A 7793-nucleotide genomic window follows, 5' to 3' on the forward strand; every position below is an offset into this window, starting at 1 on the left:
CGCCACCAAGCTACGAAGGCTAATGACGCACGATACATATCACGCCACTATCATCTTTATCATACAACTATGCCACACACGAATATCCCAACTGGAGTCTATGACCAGATTATCAATCGCCTCTTTCAGCAGAAACTGAACGAGGTAGATTCCCACCGTTTCTATATTGGCAAGAAGCCGATAGGCAAAGATGATGCTGTCAATATACTCAGCAAGTATTTGCAGCACCTTATTGAAATCGCGTTTATAGGATGCCCCGAAGACCTTGGGACGGACAGATATACCGACTTCGTCAATTCGGTTATCAAAACCTTGGGTAGAGAGTTCAATGTAGATGACTCCGAACTTGACCTGATTGATGCTCAGAAGAATATACTTACAGCCGTCGTAGACCGGACTAACTGCGAATATCCTGATATCGAGAAGCATCTCAAGGCCATTACGCCTATTACTTCTATAAGCCGTAGCGCCCTCTTCTTCGGTGGTGGCAGAGGTCGTGTAGATATGGAGAGTGAGTTGAATCGCGAAATTCTCTGTGCCGATGAGATATGTTGGGTGGTTTCCTTTATCAAGACAAGTGGTCTAAACCTGCTTTGGAACAGTCTGAGGAAGTTCACCAGTGCAGGGAAACGGCTGCGTATCATCACGACGACATATACGGGCGCTACAGATTACGATGCCATAGCCCGTTTGGCCACTTTGTGTAACACCGAGATAAAGATTTCGTATGATGGAACGCAGGACCGCCTTCATGCCAAGTCTTATATATTCCTCCGAAATTCTGGCTTTCATACTGCCTATATAGGTTCGAGCAATCTCTCTCATTACGCCTTGAAAGACGGTAAAGAATGGAACTTCAAAGCCACCCAGTTTGAGTTGCCTCAGGTAGTAGAAGAGGTGCGCAGTTCATTTGAAAGTTATTGGCGTGATGATACATTTGAAGATTTCGTACCTGGTGTAAGCGACGAAAGACTGAAAAGAGCCTTAGGGGCTGACTGGGATGCTCCTTTGCTCGACTTCTCGGCTCTTGACCTGATGCGCGCGAAGGACTATCAGCAGGAAATTCTGGAGAAACTGGATGTCGAACGCCATGTACATGGGCATTACCGCAATCTCGTGGTGGCTGCTACGGGTACAGGAAAGACGGTGATAGCAGCCTTCGACTTCAAACGCTATCGTGCGGAGCATCCCGATTGTCATTTCCTTTTCCTCGCTCATCGGCAGGAGATACTGCGACAGGCTATGCAGACTTTCCGCGTTGTGCTCGAAGATCCCAACTTCGGCAGTGTGTGGGATGGCAACAACGAACCGTCCAGCTACCAGCATGTCTTTGCGAGCAAGGACACCTTGCGTAATCGTTTGGACAGTCTGCAACTCACAAAAGACTATTATGACTATATGGTAGTCGACGAGGTGCACCATATTATAGCTCCGACATACGTCAAATTGATGACCAACTTCACTCCCAAGATATTACTTGGCTTGACTGCGACCCCCGAACGAACCAACGACCAGGAAGATATCACCATATACTTTGATGGTCACATCTCGGCGGAAATTCGTCTGCCTGCCGCTCTCAATGCAGGTCTGCTCGCACCTTTCTATTATTATGGAATTCCTGACAATATAGACCTCTCGGAGGTGAAATGGAGTGGACATGGTTATGATGTTGCCGAACTTTCACGCATTTATACGCAGAACGATTATCGCACCGGTCTTATCTTGAAGAAAATGCAGCAGTATATCGGGAACAGCCGCTTGAACAAGGTGCGGGCGCTATGTTTCTGTGTGGATAAGAACCATGCCAAGTTCATGAATGCCAAGTTTACGTTGGCAGGATTGAAAACGAATGTGCTTACAAGTGATGACAATGACTATCATCGCAAACTTGTGAGGAAGCAACTTCAACAAGGTCGCATCAATTACCTCTTTGTGGTTGACCTCTTCAATGAGGGCGTCGATATACCTGAGATTGACACCATCCTCTTTCTGCGTCCTACCGAGAGTGCTACCGTATTTATCCAACAGTTTGGTCGCGGGCTTCGTCTGCATAGTGGCAAGGACCATCTTACGGTCCTTGACTTTGTGGGTCATTCGCGTGCCGAGTTCAGTTATAAAGAGCGCTTTGAGGCCCTGATCGGCCGGCGCTCGCGGAATATAAAGGATGAGATTGAAGGTGGATTCTCCAATGCTCCTATAGGTTGCAAGATTATTCTGGAAGAAAAGGCCAAAGAGGAAATCATCGCTAATATTGATGGCTACTTGCGCAGTCTGAACCGCAGTCGTGTCGTCAAGGAAATATTGGCCTACCACAAGACCTGCAAGGGTAACTTCTCGCTCAAGGGCTTTCTGGCTTACAGCCATGTGCCATTTCATAAGGTGTATGGTGCCCTGACGTGGGGCGAATTGTGCCAATTGGCGGGTGTGCAGGAATCGGTGTCTGTGCACGCAGGGCAGATTAAGTATGCAGTGACCAAGAAATGGCTTGCTACAGATTCGTTCTCATACTTCACTCAGCTGTTGCGCTTTGCCGATTGTGGATTCAAATGTAATACAGAGGAATTCTCTGAACAGGAAAAGCGTTGCGCAGTGATGCTCTACTATGACTTGTATGACAAGGCGGGTAATTATGACGGTATCGGCACAATGTTTGACGACCTGGCTTCCGATAAACTGTTTGTTCAGGAATTCAAGGAGGTCGTCTCTTATCTGCGTAACAGATGCTCTGCACCGGAAAAAGTTGACAATTCAGTGTATAACGAATGGAATCCACTGCATCTGCATGGGGTATACACTAAAGCGCAGATACAGGCGGCACTCGGACTGTCAACGATAGACCGCAAGTCGCCTTCGCGGGAAGGCATGGAGCGCCTGAAAGATATAAAACTCGAGGCGATGTATGTGGATATTATCAAAAAGCGCGAAGAGGGTTCTATGACTGCATATAAAGATTATGCCCAAAACCGTGAGTTTTTCCATTGGGAAACCCAGAATCGTGTGCGTGAGGGTAGTCGCGAGGCAGAGGCATACCGTAATGGCGAGAATAACATGCTCCTGTTTGTAAGGCAACAGGTGGAACATCCGGATTATGGTTGCAGAATGGGATTTACCTATCTTGGTCAGGTCACAATGGAGAGCATCGAGGGTTCTAAACCCATGCAGATAGTGTGGCATCTCGCCACGCCTATGTCTGAATCGACTTACGCCTTTGCGAGTCAATATAAAGCTATAGGATAATGCAGCGTATGGATAAGAGGAAACATGTTGAGGTGGTGGCAGCCATTATCTGTGATGGCGACAGGGTCTTTGCCACGCAGCGTGGTTATGGTGAATGGAAAGACTGGTGGGAGTTTCCCGGCGGGAAGATGGAGCCGGGCGAGACGCCTGAAGCGGCTCTGTGTAGAGAAATTAGGGAGGAACTGGCAACGAGTATAAGCGTCGGCGAACGGCTCACAACGGTCGAATATGATTACCCGAAGTTTCATCTGACCATGCACTGCTATCTCTGCACAGTGATGAGTGGTGAGTTGACGCTGCTGGAGCACGAGGCGTCAAAGTGGCTCGGGCTGGGTGAACTCGACTCGGTGAGGTGGTTGCCCGCCGACGAACTGGTGATAGAACGGCTGAAAGCGAGGGCTGTGGAGGGCGAGACAAGATGAGATACTCAGAAAGCGAACTTGGCGGCAAGGGCTTGTAAAAGAGTGGGAAAGTGAATCAGGGGCAATGGCAGACAAACTGACAAAGGAGCAGCGCCATCACTGTATGGCACAGATACGGGGGAAGGGCACCAAACCAGAAATGGTGGTGAGGAAATTCCTCTTTGGCCGTGGCTTCCGCTACAGGCTCAACCATCCGTGGCTGCCCGGACACCCCGACATCGTGCTGCGCAAGTATCGCTCGGTCATCTTTGTCAACGGCTGCTTCTGGCATGGCCATGAGGGCTGCCGCTATTATGTGGTACCCAAGAGCAATACCGAATTCTGGAAGGCGAAGATAGCGCGCAACCGCACCCGCGACATAGAAGAGCAGCGCCGTCTCGCCTCGATGGGATGGCATTGTATCACCGTGTGGGAGTGTCAGTTGAAGCCAGCGGTGAGAGAACAGACACTGGAGTCGCTGGCGTATACTCTCAACAGGATATGGCTCAACGACCACAGCGTAAGGAAGTATGACTTGGATGAAGAGGCACCGGGCATGGTGGCCGAAGATGGCGAGCCTGAATAGGAAGATAGTGGCGCAGGCGATATAGGCCTCGAACGGCGGCGCGGCGATAAGCTCCGTGCCCATAAACGAAAAAACCGAGAAGCCCATGGTGTGGACTTCTCGGTCGAAGTGGGTTTGTGTTCCCTGTCTTGAGCCTCTTGTCGGATTCGAACCAACGACCCCGAGATTACAAATCACGTGCTCTGGCCAACTGAGCTAAAGAGGCGGGTGGGCAAGCGATTCTTATCGCGCCGCTACAACCTATTACCCTTGCTATGTTCCCATCCTGGGGGATTCACAGGGAGCTGGCCGTAAGAGACTTGCCCATTTAGCGGATGCAAAGGTACTACTTTTCGTGCTAAATCAAGCATGAAATGGTACATTTTTTTCGATTTTAACTAAAAAGCCATGCTTTATGGGGCTCGGAGGTACGCTCTTGGCAGCCAAATGTCGGTCAGAAATCGACTACGGTGATGCCGGCTCCGCCAAACTGCACATGCTCGTCGGCATAGTGGGTGACATTGGGGATAGCTCCGAGGTACTGACGGATGAGCTGGCGCAAGATGCCGTTGCCCTTGCCATGGAGGATGCGCACGCGTTGCATACCCATGAGGATGGCATCGTCGATGAAGTGCTGCACGGCATTGAGCGCTTCGTCGCCACGCATGCCTCGCACGTCGAGGTCCTGGTGGAAGTTCTGGCGGTGACTGTCGATGGTCTGCTGGGTGAGGTGGGATATGTTGTAGCTGCGCAGGTTCTCCATACGTTCGTCGGCATGGGTCTTGGGGGCTTCGGTGGTGGCGGCGCTCTGTGGGGCGTTGGCACGCTGCAGTCTGTCTACGCGCATACGAGTGCGCATGTCGCCAAAGATGACGCTGGCCATCTTGCCGTCGATGCGCTCGATGGTGCCTACCGACGATGCACCCTTGATGCACACGCTGTCGCCGGCTGCCAGTGGCTGCTGGCTGGCTTGGGCCTGCTGCCGGGCTTGCTCCTGGCGCTTCTGCTGTTGCTGCTGTTCGTTGGCGCGCTGCTCCTTGTGCTGCTGGCGTCGCTCCTTGCGCTGTTGAATCTGTGCCATCTTGCGGGCTATCATCTCGTCGTTGGCTTGGGTGTCGAGGTCGCTTACCTCCTGCTTGAACTGCTCCAGTTCCTCGCGGATGCGCTTGGTGTTTTCGCGTTCAGCCTGGCTCTCGCGTATCTCGCGTATGGTGTTTTCGATACGTCGGTTGCTCTCGCTCAATATTTCTTCAGCCTCCTGCTTGGCTCGGCGCAGTATCTCCTTGCGCTGTACGCCAATCTGCTCGATATCATGTTCATAGCGTTCTATCTGGCGCTCCAGCTCCTTCTCGCGCTGATGGATATTGGTGCGCTTGTTTTCCCAGTAACGCTTGTCGCGAACGATGTCCTGCAGATATTTGTCGCTCTGGATGTAGTCGGAGCCCACGATGTCGCTGGCTTGGCGTATTACCTCTTCGGGGAGTCCTATCTTGCGCGCAATCTCGATGGCAAACGAGCTGCCGGGGCGACCTATGGAGAGTTGGAACAGAGGCTTCATCTCGTGGCGGTCGTAGAGCATGGCACCGTTGGCCACGCCCTCGTGCTCGTCGGCGAAGTGCTTGAGGTTCTGGTAGTGCGTGGTGATGACGCCCCAGGCTCCGTGGGCAAGAAATTGCCCCAGCACACTCTCGGCTATGGCTCCGCCGATGTTGGGCTCGGTTCCGGTGCCAAACTCGTCGATGAGTATCAGTGTGGATGGATTGGCCTGCTTCAGCATGTTCTTCATATTGAGCAGGTGGGAGGAGTAGGTGGACAGGTCGTTCTCGAGACTCTGCTCATCGCCGATGTCTATCATGATGTCCTTGAACATACCCACGCGCGAGCGTTCGTCTACGGGGATGCCCAGACCACACTGCACCATATACTGCAAGAGTCCGGTGGTCTTGAGGCAGACGGACTTTCCGCCGGCATTGGGGCCCGAGATGATGAGTATGCGGTTGTCGGTGGTGAGCTCTATATTAAGAGGTACGAGCGCGGAGGGAGTGGCAGAGTTCTGCTTGAGGCGCTGCTCGAGCAAGGGGTGGCGGGCTCGGGTCCAGTCGATGATAGGGGTGGCAGTCACCTGAGGTTCGGCGCACTGCATACTCTCGGAGAGAGAAGCCTTGGCGTGTACGAAGTCGATGTCGGCCAGAAAGTCCTGGGAGAACAGTATCTCCTCGGTATGGGGGCGTATGTCGTCGGCCATCTGCTTGAGTATGCGGATAATCTCATGTCGCTCGTCGCTCTCGAGCTCTCGTATATGGTTGTTGGCCTCTACCACCTCGGCAGGCTCCACATACACGGTGCGTCCGCTTGCCGACTCGTCGTGTACGATACCACCTATCTTGCGCTTCAGTCCTGGCGCCACGGGCAATACCAGTCGGCCGTCGCGTAGGGTGGGGGCTACGTCCTTGTCTACAAGTCCTTCGCTCTGTGCCGAGCGGAGTATTCCTCCCAGTATGCGCGAGATGGAACCCTTGGTTCGGGCCAGTTCACGACGGATTTCGGCTAACTTGGGAGAGGCGTTGTCCTTGATATGTCCGAACTTGTCTAATATGCGGTCGATGTCCTTCACTATCTGGGGCATGGGTATCACGCCCTCGGTGAGTGCCGCAAGGGCAGGGAAGATGAAGGCGGTGTGCTCGTCGTCGGTATAGCGCTTGAGAAAAGCCACGACGTCATTCATCGTGGCAAGGGTGCGCATCAGCTCAAAGAGCTCTGTCTCTTCGAGGAATGTGCCCGTCATGCGGAGCCGCTTCATGCTTTCGCGAATATCGAAAAATGCATTTAGAGGGAAATCCTCTTCGCCTGAACGTATACGCTTCATCTCTCTAATCTGCTCCATAGAAGCATTGATGGCGTCTGCATCGGTCATAAACGCCATGTTGTTGATGCGCACGATGCCCAATGGTGAGAGACAACGCGAACGAAGCATGTCGCGAATCTCATGAAAACCTATCTTAAATTCGAAATTATCAGGGTAAATCATACTGCAAAGTTACCACTTTTCCTGCATAAGGATAAGGAAAACGGAAATAATTTGAAAAAAAAACTACAAAAGTTTGGCGGAACCAAAAAAACTTAATACCTTTGCAATCGCTTTTAAGGCACATCGACCTGCCAACAATGATGAAAGCATTGGAGAGATGGTAGAGTGGTCGATTACAGCGGTCTTGAAAACCGCCGTACCGAGAGGTACCGGGGGTTCGAATCCCTCTCTCTCCGCAAAGTCCTGTAAGTCGAAAGATTTACAGGACTTTTATTTAATGGTCTATTTTCTTAAATGAGCCCAAATATAGGGGGTCAGCGGATTTTTCCGGTTGGTAACACCGTATGTTAGGAATAAAGTGTTGCCAGCCTGTACATGAAGAACCTGATATCCCCTACACCTCTGAACTGTGTTCTAAAAGCCTTGATTTTAGCATTGAACGATTCTGCCGATGCATTGGTAAGCCTTTCCTCAAAATAGTTGATGATGGTATCGTTGTGGTTCTCAAAGGTTTCAATAACCTTGTTGAAACCTTCATACCCGAAATCTTCGACATCATTGT

5 protein-coding genes, 2 tRNA genes and 1 other RNA gene are annotated in these 7793 nt (G+C 51.5%); 4 read left to right on the forward strand and 4 right to left on the reverse strand.

Features of this window, described 5'->3' with window-relative positions:
* Positions 1–69 precede the first annotated feature (69 nt).
* The 3 genes from CIK87_RS02515 to CIK87_RS02525 all read left to right on the forward strand — a co-directional run bounded on the left by CIK87_RS02515 (position 70) and on the right by CIK87_RS02525 (position 4224).
* Positions 70–3237: a DUF3427 domain-containing protein gene (locus tag CIK87_RS02515; RefSeq protein WP_158216180.1), complete on the forward strand. Its 3168-nt coding sequence runs from the start codon at positions 70–72 to the stop codon at positions 3235–3237.
* An 8-nt stretch (positions 3238–3245) separates the two neighbouring features.
* On the forward strand, positions 3246–3659 hold the full coding sequence (locus tag CIK87_RS02520) for a (deoxy)nucleoside triphosphate pyrophosphohydrolase (protein ID WP_094385189.1): 414 nt from the start codon (positions 3246–3248) through the stop codon (positions 3657–3659).
* Between the two features lie 64 nt (positions 3660–3723).
* Positions 3724–4224 carry a very short patch repair endonuclease gene (locus CIK87_RS02525; RefSeq protein WP_094385162.1) on the forward strand — a complete coding sequence of 167 codons (501 nt, stop codon included), beginning with the start codon at positions 3724–3726 and terminating at the stop codon, positions 4222–4224.
* A gap of 131 nt (positions 4225–4355) precedes the next feature.
* Here the strand turns inward: CIK87_RS02525 and CIK87_RS02530 are convergent.
* The 3 genes from CIK87_RS02530 to CIK87_RS02540 all read right to left on the reverse strand — a co-directional run bounded on the left by CIK87_RS02530 (position 4356) and on the right by CIK87_RS02540 (position 7231).
* Positions 4356–4429 (reverse strand) — tRNA-Thr (locus tag CIK87_RS02530).
* Position 4430: 1 nt separating this feature from the next.
* Positions 4431–4529, reverse strand: an RNA gene (gene ffs, locus CIK87_RS02535) — signal recognition particle sRNA small type.
* 128 nt (positions 4530–4657) lie between these two features.
* Positions 4658–7231 (reverse strand): endonuclease MutS2, encoded by a 2574-nt coding sequence (locus CIK87_RS02540; RefSeq protein WP_094385164.1) that lies wholly within the window; start codon positions 7229–7231, stop codon positions 4658–4660.
* Between the two features lie 151 nt (positions 7232–7382).
* On the opposite strand from CIK87_RS02540, the gene CIK87_RS02545 reads away from it, so the two are divergent.
* Positions 7383–7467, forward strand: a tRNA-Ser gene (locus tag CIK87_RS02545).
* A 111-nt stretch (positions 7468–7578) separates the two neighbouring features.
* Here the strand turns inward: CIK87_RS02545 and CIK87_RS02550 are convergent.
* The coding region (locus CIK87_RS02550) for a transposase (RefSeq protein ID WP_254046492.1) at positions 7579–7793 on the reverse strand (215 nt) is incomplete at its 5' end.

Source organism: Prevotella sp. P5-64, assembly GCF_002251285.1.
Taxonomy (GTDB): Bacteria; Bacteroidota; Bacteroidia; order Bacteroidales; family Bacteroidaceae; genus Prevotella.

What these genes read in the sequence shown, in the direction of transcription:
- CIK87_RS02540 (WP_094385164.1), bottom strand. Translation starts at nt 7,231, where the DNA reads ATGATTTACCCTGATAATTTCGAATTTAAGATAGGTTTTCATGAGATT.
- CIK87_RS02515 (WP_158216180.1), top strand. Translation starts at nt 70, where the DNA reads ATGCCACACACGAATATCCCAACTGGAGTCTATGACCAGATTATCAAT.
- CIK87_RS02525 (WP_094385162.1), top strand. Translation starts at nt 3,724, where the DNA reads ATGGCAGACAAACTGACAAAGGAGCAGCGCCATCACTGTATGGCACAG.
- CIK87_RS02520 (WP_094385189.1), top strand. Translation starts at nt 3,246, where the DNA reads ATGGATAAGAGGAAACATGTTGAGGTGGTGGCAGCCATTATCTGTGAT.